Annotated in this window: 14 protein-coding genes; 8 read left to right on the plus strand and 6 right to left on the minus strand. The window is 45.6% G+C overall.

Going from position 1 to position 18,800, the window contains the following annotated elements; translation table 11 throughout:
* Window positions 1–101 precede the first annotated feature (101 nt).
* Both ACMXYV_RS14410 and ACMXYV_RS14415 read right to left on the minus strand, forming a co-directional pair.
* The gene (locus ACMXYV_RS14410; protein ID WP_415889150.1) at window positions 102–1,340 is read right to left on the minus strand and encodes a GGDEF domain-containing protein; all 1,239 of its coding nucleotides are present in this window, start codon (window positions 1,338–1,340) and stop codon (window positions 102–104) included.
* Between the two features lie 117 nt (window positions 1,341–1,457).
* Window positions 1,458–4,754 carry an EAL domain-containing protein gene (locus ACMXYV_RS14415; protein WP_415889151.1) on the minus strand — a complete coding sequence of 1,099 codons (3,297 nt, stop codon included), beginning with the start codon at window positions 4,752–4,754 and terminating at the stop codon, window positions 1,458–1,460.
* A 375-nt stretch (window positions 4,755–5,129) separates the two neighbouring features.
* Here ACMXYV_RS14415 and ACMXYV_RS14420 point away from each other — a divergent pair, with 375 nt between their 5' ends.
* The 3 genes from ACMXYV_RS14420 (at window position 5,130) to ACMXYV_RS14430 (ending at window position 7,043) form a co-directional block, all read left to right on the plus strand.
* Window positions 5,130–5,927 carry a tetratricopeptide repeat protein gene (locus ACMXYV_RS14420; protein WP_415889152.1) on the plus strand — a complete coding sequence of 266 codons (798 nt, stop codon included), beginning with the start codon at window positions 5,130–5,132 and terminating at the stop codon, window positions 5,925–5,927.
* Window positions 5,928–6,114: 187 nt separating this feature from the next.
* On the plus strand, window positions 6,115–6,582 hold the full coding sequence (locus tag ACMXYV_RS14425) for an RDD family protein (RefSeq protein WP_415889153.1): 468 nt from the start codon (window positions 6,115–6,117) through the stop codon (window positions 6,580–6,582).
* A gap of 125 nt (window positions 6,583–6,707) precedes the next feature.
* Window positions 6,708–7,043 (plus strand): four helix bundle protein, encoded by a 336-nt coding sequence (locus tag ACMXYV_RS14430; protein ID WP_415889154.1) that lies wholly within the window; start codon window positions 6,708–6,710, stop codon window positions 7,041–7,043.
* Between the two features lie 100 nt (window positions 7,044–7,143).
* Here ACMXYV_RS14430 and lptG read toward each other — a convergent pair whose 3' ends face one another.
* Window positions 7,144–8,232 carry an LPS export ABC transporter permease LptG gene (gene lptG, locus ACMXYV_RS14435; protein ID WP_415889156.1) on the minus strand — a complete coding sequence of 363 codons (1,089 nt, stop codon included), beginning with the start codon at window positions 8,230–8,232 and terminating at the stop codon, window positions 7,144–7,146.
* The gene (gene lptF, locus ACMXYV_RS14440; RefSeq protein WP_415889157.1) at window positions 8,229–9,350 is read right to left on the minus strand and encodes an LPS export ABC transporter permease LptF; all 1,122 of its coding nucleotides are present in this window, start codon (window positions 9,348–9,350) and stop codon (window positions 8,229–8,231) included. The genes lptG and lptF overlap by 4 nt, the downstream gene beginning before the upstream one ends.
* 172 nt (window positions 9,351–9,522) lie before the next feature.
* Between lptF and ACMXYV_RS14445 the strand changes: the two genes are divergently transcribed.
* Both ACMXYV_RS14445 and ACMXYV_RS14450 read left to right on the plus strand, forming a co-directional pair.
* Window positions 9,523–11,019, plus strand: coding sequence for a leucyl aminopeptidase (locus ACMXYV_RS14445; RefSeq protein WP_415889159.1), 1,497 nt, complete (start codon window positions 9,523–9,525; stop codon window positions 11,017–11,019).
* A 19-nt stretch (window positions 11,020–11,038) separates the two neighbouring features.
* Entirely contained in the window at window positions 11,039–11,479 is a 441-nt protein-coding gene (locus ACMXYV_RS14450) for a DNA polymerase III subunit chi (protein ID WP_415889160.1), read from the plus strand.
* Between the two features lie 315 nt (window positions 11,480–11,794).
* Here the strand turns inward: ACMXYV_RS14450 and ACMXYV_RS14455 are convergent, their stop codons facing one another.
* Window positions 11,795–12,901 carry a hypothetical protein gene (locus tag ACMXYV_RS14455; RefSeq protein ID WP_415889161.1) on the minus strand — a complete coding sequence of 369 codons (1,107 nt, stop codon included), beginning with the start codon at window positions 12,899–12,901 and terminating at the stop codon, window positions 11,795–11,797.
* Window positions 12,902–13,327: 426 nt separating this feature from the next.
* Here ACMXYV_RS14455 and ACMXYV_RS14460 point away from each other — a divergent pair, with 426 nt between their 5' ends.
* The 3 genes from ACMXYV_RS14460 (at window position 13,328) to ACMXYV_RS14470 (ending at window position 17,531) form a co-directional block, all read left to right on the plus strand.
* Window positions 13,328–16,186 (plus strand): valine--tRNA ligase, encoded by a 2,859-nt coding sequence (locus ACMXYV_RS14460; protein WP_415889162.1) that lies wholly within the window; start codon window positions 13,328–13,330, stop codon window positions 16,184–16,186.
* A 557-nt stretch (window positions 16,187–16,743) separates the two neighbouring features.
* Window positions 16,744–17,088, plus strand: a complete 345-nt coding sequence (locus ACMXYV_RS14465; protein ID WP_415889163.1) for a hypothetical protein — start codon at window positions 16,744–16,746, stop codon at window positions 17,086–17,088.
* Between the two features lie 140 nt (window positions 17,089–17,228).
* Window positions 17,229–17,531: a c-type cytochrome gene (locus tag ACMXYV_RS14470; RefSeq protein WP_415889164.1), complete on the plus strand. Its 303-nt coding sequence runs from the start codon at window positions 17,229–17,231 to the stop codon at window positions 17,529–17,531.
* Between the two features lie 132 nt (window positions 17,532–17,663).
* On the opposite strand, the gene ACMXYV_RS14475 is transcribed toward ACMXYV_RS14470, so the two are convergent.
* Complete coding sequence (locus ACMXYV_RS14475; RefSeq protein WP_415889165.1) at window positions 17,664–18,398, minus strand: hypothetical protein; 735 nt, start codon at window positions 18,396–18,398, stop codon at window positions 17,664–17,666.
* Window positions 18,399–18,800 lie beyond the last annotated feature (402 nt).

The following is an 18,800-nucleotide window of genomic DNA, read 5'->3' on the forward strand; positions in this document are numbered from 1 at the left end:
GGAAGAATAAGACATGGACTTTACGCCATGAAAGAAACTAAAAAGCAAAGTTTCAGATAAATTATTTTGATCTCAATACACAATCTGGAAGATCAGATTCCTCAACCGGAATTTGCAATAATCCCCCCTAAAGGCGTTACACCAGCGGTTCCAACCACGCAATTTCGACCACTTTTTTTCGCTTCATATAGAGCATCATCAGCCCGCTTAATCAAAGTATCTAGATTTAAATCTGTCGGCTCTGCAACAGCAAAACCGATACTAACGGACATAGAAATTTTATACCCTAAAAGCTCATACCCTGATTGAGAAACTAATCGCTGTAGCCGTTCTGCCACCTGTTCAGCACTCTCGTATGAAATATCAGGGATAAGCGCGATAAATTCCTCCCCACCATATCGACCAATCGCTGAATATGAGCGTAACTCGCCCATCAATCGATGCGCTACTAGCTGCAGAAGCTTATCCCCTACTAGATGACCGTAGTTATCATTCACTTTCTTAAAGTGATCAAGATCTAACATCAGTAAGGCAAAACTGCTCTGTTTTGATGAACAGCGCTTATACCGCTGCCACTCAGCTTCCATTCTTCTGGTGATTTCAGCCCTGTTATAAAGGCCCGTTATCGCATCAACCGTTGCCAACTCTTCCAACATCTCTTGCTGATAGGCCATTTTCTTAACAGCTTTGCGCATAAATACATAGGCCGTACTAAACACGCTCAACAAAATGATCGCCAACACACCCACAAACAGCAGGATCCCTTGTTGGATTTCACCTCTAAAGCCCGAGGTATCTTGGTAGATTTCGAAGACGCCGATTAGCTCCCCGTTATGAGCCTGCATGGCGACATAGCTCTCAACCACATCGACATCAAATCGGGTTTCATGGGCTAAGTCCGTAATCTGATCCTTTCTTTGAATATTCGAACTCGCGCCATGTATAAAAGCCTGTTTAAGCATTTCGTTCGCACTGGCATCTTTACCAATAATACTCAGATCAGTGCTGTAAATGATGATCCCTTCTGGTGAAAACAGCTTTGTTTTTACAATGCCGTAGGGCTGGATAAAGTCTCTTAAGGTTTTATTGAGCTCTAATAACTGGGGAGGCAGTAGAGGAGCGGAATCCAATGCAGAATTGAGTTCGGCACGATAGGTAGTAAAAATAGCTTCGGTCAGATTAACTGCATTAGATTCAGCTAAACGAACTACATAACGCTCATATAGCTTACTAGCGGCATAGCCACTAAGTAGTAACAAAACAATCGATGCAAGAATGGCAACAAAGCAGAATCGTTTTAAGAAATGACTAAACGATGATGATAGTGCTTTAGGGTTCAACAACTAAAACCTCAATACAGCAGGTACTGTTTTCTCTTTCTCTAAATTAGATTAGCAGAAACTTAACCGACCGTTCACGCTCCTTTGTTGCAAAAGAGGCCATTTTTAGCCCAAAGACTAATGAGATTGCGGCTTCACCAGCATTTTTTCGAACTGAAGATAAGGAACAGGCCGACTACTGAGGTAGCCTTGATAGTAATGACACGCCTTACTCTGCAAGAAGCTTAACTGCTCCTCCGTCTCTACGCCTTCAGCTAATACTTTAAAGCCCAAGCTATGCCCCATTGCAACGATAGTCGCTGCAATCACCATATCGTCTTTATCTTGAGGTATATCTTCTACAAAGGATTTATCAATTTTAAGGACATCTATCGGGAATTTTTTTAGGTAAGCCAATGAAGAATACCCTGTACCAAAGTCATCAATCGCGACTTTAACGCCCAGTTCTCGAAGCTGGTGAAGAAGATCGATAAACTCCTGCTCTCTTTCCATCAGCGCACTTTCGGTAATTTCCAGTTCAAGATATTGAGCAGGCAGTCCTGTTTGATTTAGAACATTGGTCACCAACTGACAGATATCAGTATGGCGCAATTGCACAGCCGATAGGTTCACAGCTATAGAGATCGGCTTATATCCCTTATCCAGCCATAATTTCAGCTGTTTACAACTTTGCTGAAGAACAAATCGACCTATAGGATTGATCAAACCAGTTTGCTCCGCCAAAGGAATAAAATCAGCAGGACCGATTAAGCCTTTCTCCGGGTCTTGCCAACGGACCAACGCTTCTGCTCCGATTAACGTACCCGTTGCAATATCTATTTGCGGCTGATAAAAAACCTCAAGTTCCTGATTATCAATTGCACGAGATAACCTAGCCTCTAGCTCTAGTCTGCTACGGGCATCATGAGTGAGTTCTTCTGTAAAATAATGAAAACAACCACGCCCTTCACTTTTAGCGCGGTACAACGCAGCGTCTGCATGCTGCAGAAGCGCCTCAGCATCTTCACTTTGCGTCGGGTAGATACTGATGCCAACAGAGCCACCGATAGCAACATCGCGTCCATTACTTAATGTCCAACGCTTACTAATGGCCTCGATCATTTCATTTGCGACAAGGCCAGCATCTTCTGGGTGCTGAATATCGTCCAACAATAGAGCAAATTCATCTCCGCCCATACGGCATACCAGATCAACTTGTCGTAACCGTTCTTTAAGAAGCGCAGCCACCTGCTGTAGTAACTCATCCCCAGCCGCATGACCGAAGCTATCATTTACATCTTTAAAGCGATCTAGATCCAGCAACAGCAATGCCAGCTGCCTACCGTTGCGTTTTGCGACCGCTAATGATTGCTCCAGTCGCGATTGCAACATCAGCCGATTGGGCAGATGCGTTAACATGTCATGATGAGCTAAGTAATTCAGTTTCTGCTCTGATTCCTTGAGTTTAGAAATATCAGAGAACACACCTACATAGTGAGTGACCTTTTGATGATCATTGGTAACCTGACTAATACTCAACAACTCGGGATAAACCGCACCATCCTTACGACGATTCCATATCTCTCCCTGCCAACTGCCTTTTTCCCTCAAGCTCTCCCACATCACCGCGTAAAACTGCTCGTCATGGCGACCTGATTGCAAAATTTTAGCCGGCTGACCAATCGCTTCTTCACGGTCATACCCAGTTAAACGGCAAAAGGCTTTATTAACACGTTGTATAACACCCGCAGCAGAAGTGATCATCACACCTTCTGTTGTATTACCAAATACAGCAGCCGCCTGTCGCAAACTATCTTCTTGGCTCTTACGTTCGGTTACGTCTTCCAAGATGGCTAAAAAGCCACATTCAGTCGTGATACCCGAAGCATGAATCAGTTTCTGTTGGCCGCCCAAACATGTAATTTTATATTCGCTTAATGGAATTTTATGATCTGTAATACGTGCGCGTTCTATGTAACCAAACCAACGTTCTCGCGCTTCGTTACGATACTGCAAGTCAGGATGAGCTAAGGAAAACCAGGTATCTAAATCGGGTAGGTGCTTTGCTGTGTATCCTAGTGTTGCAGTAAAGGCTTTATTAAGACTTATCAGTTTTCCATCAAAACCGACATAAGCCATAGGCAAAGGCGACTGTTCAAACAATACTCTGAATCGTTGTTCACTATCACGAATTGAATCTATGGCCTGAAACCGCTCAGTCAGATCACGGGCAATGGCGACAACATAATCTTTATGCCCAAAGCGAACTAAGCGCGACTTAATTTCGACTGGAAATATAGAGCCATCTAATCTCCGGTGCTCGGTCGTGATTAACTGTTCCTCTTTTTTTCTCAGTTCAGAGATATGCGTCTCTAACCAATCATTCAAAGAATCATTAGCTGTGGTCAAATCAACAACTCGTAAACTCAGTAAGTCATTATGCGACATAGCTAGGCTTTTAGAGGCACGCTCGTTAGCATCTAAGATTCGGCCATCATCAGCATCGATAATGTAGATAGCATCACTAACCTGCTCGACCAAGCTCTGATAAAAGTCGCGCTGTTCTATATCCCGTAAACGCGCTTCTGTGTTAACGAGATCACGGCTTTTACGTTGCAGGGTTTCTTGAAGATACTCGATATATGAACCTTGAAGAGATTTTGCGATGTCATGCCGCGTAAGAATACCCTTTAATGAACCATCATGTTCGACTACCACAAGGCGACGTATATGGTTGCTCTCCATCATACGGCTGGCGATTTGCAAAGGCAGATCAGGCAAAACAGTCAACAAAGGCGAAGCCATTACTTCGCTAGCTTTTACCTTTTCTATATCTAGGTGTTCAGTTGCTAAACGCACCATATCCCGTTCGGTCAAGATACCAACCGGACAACCCTTCTCTACAACAACCACACAACTAATTCGCTCCAGAGTCATAACTGAGAGGACTGAAGCTAAAGATGCTTCTGGCTTTACCCCTGTAACCCGACAGCTCATGGAGTTAGAGACAGTTTTTAGCTCAACTAAATACTCCATCCCCATGTGGTGAAGAAAGTCGCCTTCACTAACAAGCCCTAACAACTTGTCGTCACCATCGACGACAACAAGATGCCTAACACTATTTTCAGCCATCGTTTGATACGCCTTGGCATAGCCAAGATTGGAGGAAACAGTGATGACTGGCTGACTCATCACCTCAGCCATACTTAAAGATGGGATAGCCTGATCATCAAGCATTAAGCGAATAGCATCTTTCTCGGTAAAGATACCTACAGGTTTAGCGTCATCGTCTATAGCGACGATGCTACTGATCGAATGCTTCTGCATAAGCGCGAGCACAGTTTTTAAAGGCGCATTCGGTGCGACAGTAATAACACTCGGCGTAAGAATCGCCTTTAAGGGAGCCGCCTCTATTTCAATAGCATTCAAATTCATACATCAACCAATTCGAATAAAATCAAGCAATCAAGAGATGCTACCTAGATCAATGGGCAAAAACATTGATATCAGTACTTATATAAGTCGATCCAAATACAACAAACAATAATGTATTTTAAAGATATCTTTTATATAATCATCCTTTCCAATCTAGTGTAGGTACAAAAATTAGTATCTGACTAATAGAAAGCACTTCTTTTTTCAGAAAAAACAACATATTAGAGAATGCTTAATAAAACTTTATATGCTGACTATTGTCATTTATAAAGTGCTGGTGAGGTTAATACGGTTTGGAGTAAACAAAATTTTTCCAATATAGGTATAATCGTCGGCCTCTCTCGAACCCAAACTAATTTATGCGGGCAACACTCGATGAAGAAACAGATTCTTTTAGCTACAAGTCTAATGCTGAGCATTGGTACAACAAACCTAATGGCGGCCGATCTAGGCAAAGGCTCTTTAGCCTTTGACAAGCAAGACTACGCAACAGCACTTGAAGAGCTGAAGCCACTGGCAAAAGAAGGCGACCCTGATGCACTCAACATGCTTGGACAGATGTATGAGAATGGCTTGGGCGTAGAGAAAGACGAAGCTAAAGCACGCCGTTACTACAAACGCGGTGCTTCTCAAGGCCATATGGCTAACGTAAATAGCCTACGTGCTCTAAAAGACAAAGAATACAAGGTTGAACTAAAAACCGTTCAACCTGCCGCTGAATCTGGTGATGCTCAAGCACAAAACCGTTTGGGTGAGATGGCTGAATTCGGCTACGGCATGTCACGTAACGCAGATATGGCAATCGAGTGGTACCTAAAATCTGCGGATCAAGGCTACGTCGCTGCACAACACAATATTGGCCGCTGCTACAACTTCGGCACAGGTGTTGAACAGAACTTTGAAGAAGCAGAACGCTGGTACCGCAAAGCGGCTAACCAAGGTCACACTGACGCAATGTTCTTCTTGGGTACACTGTACTCAAACAATCACGGTTCGCAAAAAGATCAGGATACAAACATCCTAGCTTACGCTTGGATGCACAATGCTGCTGAGCTGGGTAACAAAACCGCAAAAGCGATCGAAAAGCGTTTGGTAATGAAACTAAACCCAAGCGAGCTTGAAGAAGCTAAAGCATTAGCTGCTGAATACCGAAAAACTTACATTGCAGAATAAGCATACCCAGTTTAAAAAAAGGCGATCGCATGATCGCCTTTTTTATTGCTTGCTTGCCCGTGGGTGGCGCAGCATGGCTATTTCCATGTAAAATCTGCGCCTAGATAGATCACTTTTAGCGGGCATTTTTCGCGATCCAGCAAGTTACGCCCAGTATTAAACTCGACCCTACACGTGTATTGATAAAATGAGCCGAGCCTTTAAAGAAACGTATGCCGATATCAAAATCGCCAGCCCACTAAAACGCCTAGGCGCTTTTGTTTACGACTTGATGTTAGTCGCAGCCCTATTAATGGTCTCTACCGGTGTACTTATGACCATCAACGGCGGCGAAGCCCTAGATACCAGCCCTTACTTTGCTGTGTATCAGTCCGCTTTGTTTATTATCGTTTACCTGTTCTTGTCCTTCTTCTGGATGCGCAATGGCCAAACCCTTGGCATGCTCGCTTGGCGTTTACGCGTGCAAACATCAGAAGGCTATCGCCTAAACTTCATGCAATGTCTGATTCGCTACATCGTAGGCATTATCTCCCTATCAGCCTGCTTCGTAGGTTTTCTTTGGATGTTTGTTAACAAACAGAAGATGACATGGCACGACCTAGCGTCAGGAACATATGTGGTAGAACTACCGAAGAATGCGAAGATTTTAGAATGAAGGCAGGACGCCACTGCGTGGCTAGAGTAAAAGAAGGACGCTGGCGCTAGAGGACGGCTTCGCCTAGAGGACGCTGCTTCGCAGCTAGAGAAAAGGCTTAAAACATAAACAACACGGAGGTTGTTATGAGTTATGAAAACTTAGATGTTTGGAAACGCGCTTGTAGATTAAGCACCGATCTATACTTAGTTCTTACCAACTGTAAGGATTATGGCTTCAAAGACCAAATTACGCGCAGCGGTCTATCCATTCCCAGCAATATTGCCGAAGGTTATGAACGTAGTTCTGTTAAAGAAAAAAGGCAATTTCTTTACTATGCAAAAGGCTCTTCTGCAGAGCTGAGAACTCAAATACTAATTGGTCAAAAAGTAGGCTTTATACCGAAGCTGAAAGCCCAAAGTTGGGCAGAAGAAATTTTGGAGATTAGAAAAATACTCAACACGTTAATAAAACAGTGTTGAGATCTTTTTCTCTAGGCAAAGCCGTCCTCTAGTCACGAAGTGACGTCCTAAAAGCGAAGCGACCTCTAGCCACGAAGTGGCGTCCTAAAAGCAAAGCGTCCTACTTAGCCCTATTAAGCAACCAGAAACCAAAGCCTGCACAAATCAGAATCGGAATAATCACCGCAACAAACGGTGCGAATCCAAAGACGGCACTGGTTGGGCCGAGGATGTCTTGGGTGAGTTTAAAGGCAAGGCCGACTATGATGCCGGTAATCAAGCGCTGCCCGAGGGTTACGCTTCGAAGTGGGCCAAAGATGAAAGAAACAGCGACCAATACTAAAGCGAATACAGCGAGCGGTAGTAGCAGTTTGCTCCAAAAAGCCACCCGGTATTGGGAGGACGCTAAGCCCTGCTCTTTGAGGTATTCACTGTAAGAAAGCAAACCACTCATCGAGAGGTTGGCTGGTTGAACCATCACCACTTTTAATAGTTCAGGCGTCAAACCGCTTTCCCAGACTTCGGATTCTAAGGTTGCCGTAGTCACAGAAGATGTCGCTGGTGTCGCTCTATTTTCTGCCGATGGAAAACGGGTTTCACGAACATTCGTAAGTACCCACTTACCCTCTTCGTAACGCCCTACTTTGGCATAACTAGAACGAGCAAGTGTAAGGTCTTCATTGAACTCGTACCGACTTACGCCACGAACAGAACCATCAGGAATAACAGCATTGATATGTAGAAATGTACGCTCATCCCGGTGCCATACACGGCTGGCATCATTAATCGCTCTGCTGCCGGTTTGCGCTACTTGGCGATGACTCTGCGCCTGCTGCTCAGTGTGGGGAACAACAAATTCACCCAGACCCAATGCAAACACAATAATCAGCAATACCGGTTTCATAACAGATAGGATAATACCCATCGTCGATATACCTGCTGCACGCATAACCGTAAGCTCAGAACTCGATGCAAGGATACCCAAACCTAACAAGCAGCCGATTAGACTAGATAGGGGGATAAACTCGTAGATACGACGCGGCAAGGTTAGCAGAGAATACTCAACCGCAGCAGCGAAGGTATAACTGCCTTCAACATCTTTAAGCTCTTCAACTAGTGCAAACAGCATATCTAGCCCTGCGACCACCAGCAGAACCACCAAGAAGCCGCCTAAAACATGGCGTGCGATATACAGATCTAATAGCTTCATGATGTTTTCTTACTCCATGGCATACGTAAAGTCGGCATAGGAATTTGGTTAAAGACCCGACTCCAGAAGCGGCCAAAAGCAATCATATTAAGCGCAAACAAAGCAAAAACGAGATGCACCATCCAGATCGCAATCGGTGCAGCTTCATCGTCGCTTACTTTACTGGTCATATTGCTCAGAATGGTAAGGTATAGAAGATAGATAATGATCGACGGAACTAGACGTGCAAAGCGTCCCTGGCGTGGATTAACACGACTTAAAGGCACCGCCAATAAGGTAACTACAATCGCCAAAACAGGTAGAGATAAGCGCCAATTTAACTGCGCACGATGCTTAGGTTCATCCGATTCCCAAAGCACAGAGGTTGGAAGCGCCTCTACTTTGTCGTAACGAATCTCTTGGTTTTTACGCTCAACTTCAGAGCCATAACGTTTAAAGCCAAGTTCAGTGTAATCAGCCTTACCCGGCACACCTTCGTAGCGGAAACCGTCTTCTAGTACTAAAAATCGCTGATCACGCTCGGTATCCGTTAGCATACTTCCGGATTCAGCTAAGGTAATTTGTAGGCGATTAGTGCTCTTATTTCGGTCTGCCATAAAGACCAAACCCAGTTCACCATTTTCACTTACTGAATCGGTATAAGTAACTCGAGCACTGTTCTGATTTTTCTGAAAGCGCCCCGGAACAAGGCTTTCTAGTTCACTGCGACTTTCTTGCTCATCAAAGATTTTATTTGTTTCAGAAGCACCATAAGGAGAAACAAAAACGGATAAAACGCCGACAACAACAGCCACCAGCAAAGCGGGCCCCATGGAATAAGCCACTAATCGCTTCTGGCTCATCCCGCAGGCTTCGAGCACTGTCATCTCACTCTCAAGATAGAGTCGACCATATCCCAGTAAGAAACCTAGAAATAAACCTAAGGGCAGAATCAGCTCAAGGAATCCCGGTAATCGATACCCCATAATGGCAAACAACACACTTGGATCTAATTCACCTGCTGCGGCCTTGGAAAGGTATCTAACAAAACGTCCACTCATGATGATGACGAGTAAAACCGAACTCACCGCCAACATGCTGAGCAGCACTTCTCGAGATAAATAACGAAAAACGATCACTCTATGTCCCTACGAAACTGTTACCGACACAAAAATGGTTTATATTATGGGCCTTTACAGCGGAAATTATCTGTCAAAGCCTAGGTACTGAGTTTTAAAGTATCGGCATTATCCTTTAATCCGCACCTAATGTCTTGTTTAGACGGCTGCTGGCCGTGAGTTTGGAGCTAACATGGATTTTGAAATTGTAAATGGTGATATTCAGTCACTAGAAACAGAATGTCTAGTCATCGCAATTGAAGCTGATGGCAACCTATCCCCTGCAGCGAAAGCAGTCGACAGCGCCAGCTCTGGATACATCAGCGACATCATCAACCAAGGTGATATCAGCGGCAAAACAGCACAAACATTACTACTTCACAAAGTACCGGGCGTAACTGCTAAGCGCGTATTGCTGGTTGGCTTTGGTAAAGAAGCAGACCGTAACAACCGTAACCTACGCAAAGCCGTAACCGCGGTTATGAGCATCGTTAAAGGCACAGGCGTAAGTAGCGTAACTTTTGCGCTAGATTGCAAACTCAGCGACGACGCTGATCAATACCGCCAACTTCGCCATGTTGTTGAATGGGCAGGCGCTGACCTATACGTATACGACGAAACTAAGAGCAAAAAAGCGGACCCTCTAAAACTGGAGCAGATTGCTCTAGTTGTAAACGACGGTGATGCTGAAGTGGCGGAAACAGCGCTTTTAGACGGTACAGCTATCGTCAACGGCATGAGTATTGCGCGCGACTTAGGTAACCTACCGGGCAACATCTGTACGCCGACTTATCTAGCCGAGCAAGCACTAGAACTAGACGACGAATTTGAAAGCCTAACAGCAACCATCGTTGATGAAGACGAGATGGCTGAACTGGGCATGCACTGCCTACTTTCTGTGGGTAATGGTTCTGAACAGCCTTCCAAACTTATTGTTATGGAATACAAAGGCGGCGAAGAAGGCGACAAGCCACACGTACTTGTAGGTAAAGGCATTACGTTCGATACAGGCGGCATCTCATTGAAGCCAGGCGCTGGCATGGACGAAATGAAGTACGACATGTGTGGTGCAGCAAGCGTATTCGGTGCAATGACTGCGCTATGTGAAATGGAGCTACCAATCAACGTTGTTGGTATCGTTGCTGCAGCTGAAAACATGCCTAGCGGCCATGCAACTAAGCCAGGCGATATCGTAACAACTATGTCTGGTCAAACTGTTGAGATCCTAAACACTGACGCTGAAGGCCGTTTGGTTCTTTGTGACGCACTAACTTACGCAGGTAAATTTGAGCCTGCATCAGTTGTAGATATCGCAACGCTAACTGGCGCGTGCATCATCGCACTTGGCCACCACGCAACTGGCATACTGTCTAACAACGACGATCTAGCTCAGGAACTTATGCAAGCAGGTAACCAAGCGGCTGATAAAGCTTGGCAGCTACCGCTATGGGATGAGTTCCAAGAGCAGCTAGATTCTAACTTTGCTGATATCGCAAACATCGGTGGTCGTCCAGGCGGCACAATCACAGCAGCGTGTTTCCTATCTCGCTTCACTAAAGAGTACCGTTGGGCTCACCTAGATATCGCAGGTGTTGCATGGCATAGCGGTGGTAAAAACAAAGGCGCAACAGGCCGCTGTGTACCACTACTAACTCAGTACCTACTGAACCAATCAGCAGACGAGGAATAAGCCTCAGGCTTAGCAACCGATGACCAGTAAAGCTGATTTCTATGTACTACCTTCTAGCGACCCGGATGCCCGTGGTCGCTTCCTTTGCCGTTTAGTCGAAAAGATCCGTGCACTAGGGCACGAACTTTACATTCAAACCGCAAACGAAAGTGAAGCCAAACATATTGATCAGCTTCTCTGGGAATACCGCCCCGAAGCGTTTATCCCACACCAACTGGTAGGCGAAGACCTCCAGGCCGGCGTACAAATCGGCTGGGATCAACAACGCCCGCTACATAAAGACGTGTTCGTTAATCTAAACTTAGATATTCCAGAAGACGCACTAGGATTCGACCGAATCTTAGAAGTCGTCGTGCAAACAGAAGACGTCCTTACCTCAACTCGTAAGAACTACAAGCTTTATCAATCTAATGGCATATCCATCGATATGCATGATATGCGCCCTAAGCCGAAGGCTTAGAGGACGGCTTCGCCTAGAGGTCGCTTCGCTTGTAGGACGCAGCAAAGCTGCTAGAGGACGCAACTTCGTTGCTAGAGAAACACCTTTTTAGGAGCTAAGGGATAAGTTTTTAATATTTCTGAGTAATACGCTCCTCAATGACCATACCCTCGAATCATTTCGAATCTTCACAATACTTATATTTTTTTAATCTTTTTCTCTAGCTGCGTAGCAGCATCCTTCTTTTCCTCTAGTGGCAAAGCCACGTCCTCTAGCCATGAAATGGCGTCCTAAAAGGCGAAGCCGTCCTCTAGCAGCTTTGCTGCGTCCTGCCCTTCAAGCCACAACAGTCCCCTTCCCACCAGACTTTTTATGCCCGCGGGTTTCTTCAATCAGGAACTTAAGCCAGCGCATGTAGGGTGTACCGCCTGTGCCTTGCTGATCATTACAGCGGCGTGCGATGTATTTAATTGCCCAGTGATAATGCACTTCTCGGAAACAGGCCATTAGCTCTAACACTGCATCAAACTTATCGGAGTTTGCCACGGTTTTAACATCAGGCATGGCACGCACTTGCTCTAACATGACTCGATGATCAACAGGCATATATTGGCGCATATCATACAAATGGCGGGTTAGGCGATTATCTTGGTGAGGGATTTTCATAAACTCTGTCAGTAACGGCATGATTGAGCTTTGCGCGCCGGTTTCACCGCGATAGCTGATCGGATCTATATTCACACCTTCGTACACCACCTCTTGGAACTGGCCGATGTAGGGGCGGAATTTAGAGAAATACAGCTCATCCGACATACGCTCAGGTATCCGTTGTAATACCTGAATAATAGAGGTCATCGCCATCGCAATCTTATCTAATGCGACATCCACATCTCTTGGCTGAACCTCACCTTGGAGACTTAAAACTGCATCCAAAATATCAGCTGCCAAAGCCTCTATCTCAATATGGACCAAGATAAACCAATGCTCATCATAGAGATGAACAAAGTTCTGGATCGTATCGATATTACCAAGCTGAACAGGTTTACGAATATCAAACCGTCGCCAATTAAACAGCGCATAACCGTCGTAACTTAGGATGGGTGGTCGCTGCATCAGGTCAGCAATTTTGCATAAAGGTCGAGCAAGGTTAGCAGGTAAAGAATGACAACTTGGTTGCCCTATTTGGTTGATATAACCCGACGCGATAAAACCCAACCTGACATAGTAAAGGCACGCTTGCGGCCATAAATCATCCGGGATATTGACGTAAGGCCAATCGGGCACAAACACTCGACGCAGATAGTTTCGAGCATCTTTTTCTAATAACAAACTCGGTAACGAATTACCTACCGTATCCAGCACCGCATAAGGCTCCCCCAAAACCAACTCAGTCGCCGGATCCTGACAAGGTAAAAAACCGCGTGTGGCATAACATTGTTTCATGTTCGTACCTCCGCAATAACTTTGATACTTATAAGTATAGAAGTATCAAAACAGGACGCAGCAAAGCTGCTAGAGAACGCTTCGCGCTTAGGACGCTAACGCTAGAGGACGGCTTCGCCTAGAGAAAACAAACATAACCCTCAATGCCCCCTCTCAATACAGCTCGCTTTTTTTGTTTTAACGATTTTTCTCTAGCTGCATAGCAGCGCTCTCTAGTGGCGTAGCCACGTCCTCTAGCCATGAAATGGCGTCCTCTAGGCGCAGCTGTCCTTCTTTCTTACCTTAATAGCAAAGCCGCGCCCTATCGTCTTCCTCGCCCTAGCTACTACTCACCAATATCCTGTATAATGTTGGACTTTATGCGTGCTGCCCACGGCAACTCTCGGGCAGCCTAATTCGACAGATTTTCAGAAGACTCAGAGCGCAATGGATACGACTTACCAGCCGCACGAAATCGAGAAATCCTGGTACAAAACCTGGGAAGACAACAACTACTTCGCACCTCAAGGCGAAGGTGATTCTTACTGCATCATGATTCCGCCACCGAACGTCACCGGTAGCTTGCACATGGGTCACGCTTTCCAGCACACCATCATGGATGCTCTAACTCGTTACAAGCGTATGCAGGGTAAAAACACGCTGTGGCAGGTAGGTACAGACCACGCAGGTATCGCTACTCAGATGGTTGTTGAGCGTAAGCTTGCAGCTGAAGAGCAAAAGTCTCGTCACGATCTAGGTCGCGATGCTTTTATCGAAAAGATCTGGGAATGGAAAGAAGAGTCCGGCGGTACAATTACTCGCCAGATGCGTCGCCTAGGTAACTCTGTAGATTGGGCGAACGAGCGCTTCACAATGGACTCTGGTTTCTACCACGCAGTTCAGGAAGTCTTTATCCGTCTTTATGACGAAGGCTTAGTTTACCGTGGCAAGCGCCTAGTAAACTGGGACCCTAAACTTCACACAGCGATCTCTGACCTAGAAGTTGAGAACAAAGAAACCAAAGGCAAGATGTGGTACCTACGTTACCCACTGGCTGATGGCGTAAAAACAGCGGCTGGTGAAGACCACATCGTTGTGGGTACAACCCGTCCAGAAACTATGCTGGGTGATACCGGTGTTGCAGTAAACCCAGAAGATGATCGTTACAAAGACCTGATCGGTAAAGAGATCGTTCTTCCGTTTGTTGGCCGTCGTATTCCAATTGTTGGCGACGAACACGCTGATATGGAAAAAGGTACAGGTTGCGTAAAAATCACACCTGCTCACGACTTCAACGATAACGAAGTAGGTAAGCGTTGCAACCTACCGATGATCAACGTCCTAACCTACAACGCTGATATCCGCGAAGAAGGTGAAGGCTTTAACACTGACGGTACGCCAAACAACGATATCGATACTAACATCCCGGAAAAATACCGCGGTATGGAACGTTTCGCGGCACGCCGCCAAATCGTTGCCGATTTCGAAGAAGCAGGCCTGCTAGTTAAGATCGAAGAAAACGATATGACGGTTCCTTACGGCGACCGTGGTGGCGTAGTTATCGAGCCAATGCTAACTGACCAGTGGTTTGCAGATGCTAAAACACTAGCAAAACCAGCGGTTGAAGCAGTAGAAAAAGGCGATATCAAATTTGTACCGCAACAGTACGAGAACATGTACAACGCTTGGATGCGCGACATTCAAGACTGGTGTATCTCTCGTCAGCTTTGGTGGGGTCACCGTATTCCAGCCTTCTACGATAACGAAGGCAACGTATACGTAGCGAACGATAAAGAAGCTGCACGCGAAAAATACGGTCTAGATCCAGAAGTTGAACTACGTCAGGACGATGACGTTCTTGATACATGGTTCAGCTCGGCACTATGGACATTCGGAACACTGGGCTGGCCTGAAAACACTCAGCGCCTGCAAACGTTCCACCCGACTGATGTGCTTGTAACCGGTTTCGACATCATCTTCTTCTGGGTAGCCCGCATGATCATGATGACCATGCACTTCATGAAAGATGAAGACGGCAAGCCACAAGTACCGTTCAAAACTGTTTACGTTACTGGCCTAATCCGTGACGAAAACGGCGACAAGATGTCCAAGTCTAAAGGTAACGTTCTAGACCCATTAGACATGATCGACGGCATCGAGCTAGATTCTCTTCTCGAAAAACGTACCGGCAATATGATGCAGCCACAACAGGCCGCTAAAATTGGCAAACGTACGGAGAAAGAGTTCCCTGAAGGTATTCAGGCACACGGTACTGACGCACTTCGTTTCACCCTTGCAGCACTGGCCTCAACTGGCCGTGACATCAACTGGGATATGAAGCGTTTAGAAGGTTACCGTAACTTCTGTAACAAGATCTGGAACGCTGCACGTTACGTGCTGATGAACACCGAAGGTGAAGACTGTGGTCAGGATGCTAATGCTGACGTTGAGCTATCTCTAGCCGATCGCTGGATCGCTAGCCGCCTACAAGCGGTAGAAGCTGAAGTGGTTAAACACTTCGACGAGTACCGTTTCGACATGGCATCTAAGTCTCTATACGACTTCATCTGGAACGACTACTGCGCATGGTACCTAGAGCTTTCTAAGCCAGTACTGTGGGACGAAGACGCTTCGGAAGCGGCTAAGCGCGGCACACGCCGCACACTAGTTCGTGTACTGGAATCTATCCTACGCCTTTCTCACCCAATCATGCCGTACATCACCGAAGAGATCTGGCAGCAGGTTAAAGGCCTAGCCGGTGTTGAAGGCGACACTATCATGACTCAGGCTTACCCAGTACCAAGCACTGACAAGATCGATAGCGATGCAGAAGCAGAGATCGAATGGCTACAAGGCGTAATCACAGGTGTACGTAACATCCGTGGTGAGATGGGTATCTCCCCTGCTAAAGAGCTAGACGTACTATTCCAGAACGGTGGTGATCTAGACAAACAACGTCTAGAAGCTAACCGTACCTTCCTATCTAAACTAGCATCGCTAAGTAGCATCACATGGCTAAATGCCGGTGACGAAGCGCCAATGGCAGCAACTCAGCTAGTGGGCGATATGGAAGTATTGGTACCAATGGCTGGCCTAATCAACAAAGACGCTGAACTTGCTCGTCTACAGAAAGAGCTAGACAAGCTACAGAAAGAGATCAGCCGTGTTGAAGGTAAGCTAGGTAACGAGAAGTTCGTATCTAATGCACCAGAAGCGGTTATCGCGAAAGAGCGTGAGAAACTTGCAGGCTCACAAGCAGCATTCGATAAGCTGAAAGAGCAGTACGGTAAGATCGAGGCGCTGTAAAAGCAGATCGCTACGCTTCTAGCACGCTTCGCGCTTAGGACGCGGCTGCGCCGCTAGAGTTGTTAGAAAAAGCGTTAAAGACAATAAAGCCCGAGCAGTTAGTTCTGTTTGGGCTTTATTATTTTGTCATTCCAGCGAAGGCTGGAAACCAGTATTTACCGCGGCTAGAAAAGCTTAAAACAAAATTCCTAACGGGCAAAAAGCCCGACCTCCAAATGGACTCGAGGGATTAATAGTCAGCCGACTTCTATTAGATTAACCTACTATACACTCCTAACTAACGGACTGACTCTTCTCAGATAAAGGACTATAACCTCATGTTTAAAAATTACCGGTATGGCGGTATCTGTTCGATTTTATCGGCCTTAATTGGTCTCCCAAGCATCGTCATTTTTGCTATATCCCAATTCTCTATAAATCAGAATTATGCACTTTATGCCCAAATATTAATCATAGGTCACACCATTATATCTGCGGTTATCTTTCTGTTTTTATTGGAATTCATAAAAGAAAAGCTAGAGATACCATATGCTAGTAAATACATTTACAGCATGATTGTGCTAGGAATTATCATCACCATCCCGGAATTGTATTTTGACTTTCGAGATGGAGAGCTTTACGTATGGTATTTCTATGTATCACTTGGTTTATCTGTCATCTACGGTGTGATCTCAATAATGCTAGGCCAAAAGATGATGAAAAGCCCGCAAGGCGGCACTAAGTACGCAGACTCTGTGGGTATGTGGCTAGCAATTTCAGGCTTCCTAATGGCAACAATTATTTTGGCAGCATTCAATGTACTCACATACATCGCACTGGATATATATCTCGCCATGATGTTCTTTTCACATACAAAAATATCTCTAGAAAACAACAACGAAAGCTCACCTGAAACGGCATAACTGATAGATTACTAGAACAATACAACCTATTCGTTTCAGCAAAAGCCCAGACTTCGGTCTGGGCTTTTTTATATATTTCTTTTACTCTGAATCTAGCTCTTTATGAGCAGCCAATAAAAAATATAAAGTGAGGCACGACAATGAAACAAATTTTCGCAATCGCGGGTATCGCAGTCATGAGTCTGTCGAGTTCAGTAATGGCTGGCGATATCGCTGCAGGCAAAGCTAAAGCGGTGATGTGTGCTGCTTGTCACGGTGAAAACGGTATAAGTGCACTTCCTATGTATCCTAATCTAGCAGGACAAAAAGCTGCTTATCTTGCCAAGCAGCTGCGTGACTTTAAAAGCGGCGCACGTAAAGATCCGGTTATGGCACCTATGTCATCAACGCTTTCAGACGCTGACATCGACAACCTTTCTGCGTACTACAGCAGCCTGAAGTAACGACAACAAAGCAGCCAAATAGCTTCAAGACAACACGATTATCTAAAGCCTGAGCATTGCTCAGGCTTTTTAATAATGGACTTATCTTTGAAGTAAACAGATGAAAAAGGGGAGATCTAAAAGGTTATTCTCCTATCGCCCTTCAATCAGAATTCTTCGTCTAAGCGTGCCTTCAGGTGCTAATTCAGACACTGCATTTAAGAAGCGCTGCCTTTTATCGGTAGAAAGGTAGTTCTTACCTCCTGCCAACCAAACTTCTTCATTATCCACCACCTTCCCAATAATGATGGGGTGCTCAGCATTAAAAGGCCCAAAGAGTGACAGCCCCTCATTACAAGGGGTATACCAAGCAACATTATCTCGCCTTGAAAGCACGCGTTTAACCAAACGGGGATCGTCGAAGTGAATTAAATTAGCAAAGCCAAGCTCTACCAACTTCTGTTGATGGGAGGAACCACGCCAAACCATAATCCCTTCGGCACGCCTTGCCTCCTCAAAGGAATTCATAGGCTGAGTCGAAGAGATAAAACAGATCGGTACTTCCCACAGTTTCGCCAGCCAACTAAATCTCTCTTCCCGCTCCGAAGTACGAGTCAGCGGGAATAGAAGATACTCCTTGGACTTTTCCGTCTCTAAAACAGCGCGTGACCAAGGAACGATGCGGTAATGTAATGTCACATCAGCTTTACTCGCCGCTTGTGCAAAGAAATCTGGATAGATCCCTTCCACCCCATTCTCAGTCTTTTCCAAAAGGCCAGACATGAGTTCCGTAGAGACGAGCGTCACCCCTGAATGCTCATCCGCCCACGCAAGGGTATTTACATTCAGTAGCAAGAACAGAGAGAGACATAGGGTTCTTAACTTCACTAGGACTCCGTGGGCAGATTTTAAAAGGCTCTATGTAGTCTAGCAATGAAATGAGGGGCACGCTTTGGATCAGAGCTCTTCGCTATAGATCAGACCGCTACGTTTCTAGAACGCTTCGCGCTTAGGGCACGGCTGCGCCGCTAGAGTTGCTAGAGTTGCTAGAGTTGCTAGAGTTGCTAGAAAAGACCCTAAAAGCAAAAAACCAGACAAGAAGCTGTCTGGTGTTTTTATTGTATGAATTAAAGGGCTTTGCCCCCGTCAATTAAAATTTTCTGGACCAAGAACTGGCTTGGGGCTAACACGCAGTAACCGTTAGCCTAGATCCTGCTGGGTGACTAGTGCGTTTCAATGAAATAGCACCCACCGTTGAAAAGACAGGTGCGATTAATATAATCTCTCAAC

The organism is Neptuniibacter sp. SY11_33 (genome assembly GCF_047778025.1).
Taxonomy (GTDB): Bacteria; Pseudomonadota; Gammaproteobacteria; order Pseudomonadales; family Balneatricaceae; genus Neptuniibacter.